We start from the raw sequence: 849 nt of genomic DNA, 5'->3' as shown, positions 1-849 counted from the left end.
CTYGCATCTGGTTTATCTTCTCATTGAATTAATTCATATTGAGTTTTACTTACAGGACATTTTTCTCATAATCATTTTAATTGATTAGTATTTATTAACATTGTAAAYGCTTCAATACGATGTCTTATTTTAAATTTCTGCTTTTGTGCTGGTTTAAATGTCATATATTGACCAAAACTATAATTATATTTTTCTCGATTTAAACTTTGTAATGTTGAATAAGCACTATCATCAACATTGATTGATATACCTTGTTGAATTAAATTAAAGTATTGATTTAATTGATTGTTATAAAACTCTAAAATATCTTGTACTTGCTCTAATTCTGTTTTAAATTGCTGTGTAGCATTTGAATGAGTATATTCTGATACTTTATATGCTTTTTTATCAAATGAATTATAYAATCAAAAACTTGCGGCTGTTGTATGTCCCTTAGGACTAGTAGCATTAGCAATATCAACACCACCTAATAATTTYGTTGGTTGAATAATATCTGTTGCTTGCATAATATCAAGATATCTTGCAAAGATTGAACCACTAGTATTACCYGGTAATCCTCAACTCCACACTCTTGCTCTTTCAATATCTAATTGCTCTAATCTTAATTGTTCATTAACTTTATCTTGTGGTAATTCATAATTAAGTCTTCAACTAGAATAATGAATAATAATCTTCATATTTCATTTTTCAATATATTTTATTTGTTCATATTTACTACGCATTATTTCTTTATGTAAATTGTACTATGAAGTGTAGCACTTTTTATACAAATGAAAACCTTCTTTTTAAACTTAATAATTAATTTTGGTAATTAATTAACGAAAATAAGCCATAAAATAAAAGATTWTT

Annotated in this window: 1 protein-coding gene; it reads right to left on the bottom strand. The window is 25.3% G+C overall.

Annotation, left to right across the window (positions count from 1 at the left end; genetic code table 4):
* Positions 1 to 722, bottom strand: a 722-nt coding sequence (locus EHV01_RS06130) for a PBSX family phage terminase large subunit (RefSeq protein WP_422066688.1), incomplete at its 3' end; no start/stop codon positions are given.
* Positions 723 to 849 lie beyond the last annotated feature (127 nt).

Source organism: Spiroplasma sp. hy2 (genome assembly GCF_044714365.1).
Classification (GTDB): Bacteria; Bacillota_I; Bacilli_A; order Mycoplasmatales; family Mycoplasmataceae; genus Spiroplasma; species Spiroplasma phoeniceum.
Note: the sequence above shows the minus strand (reverse complement) of the source record. Positions and strands in the feature narration are given on the sequence as shown.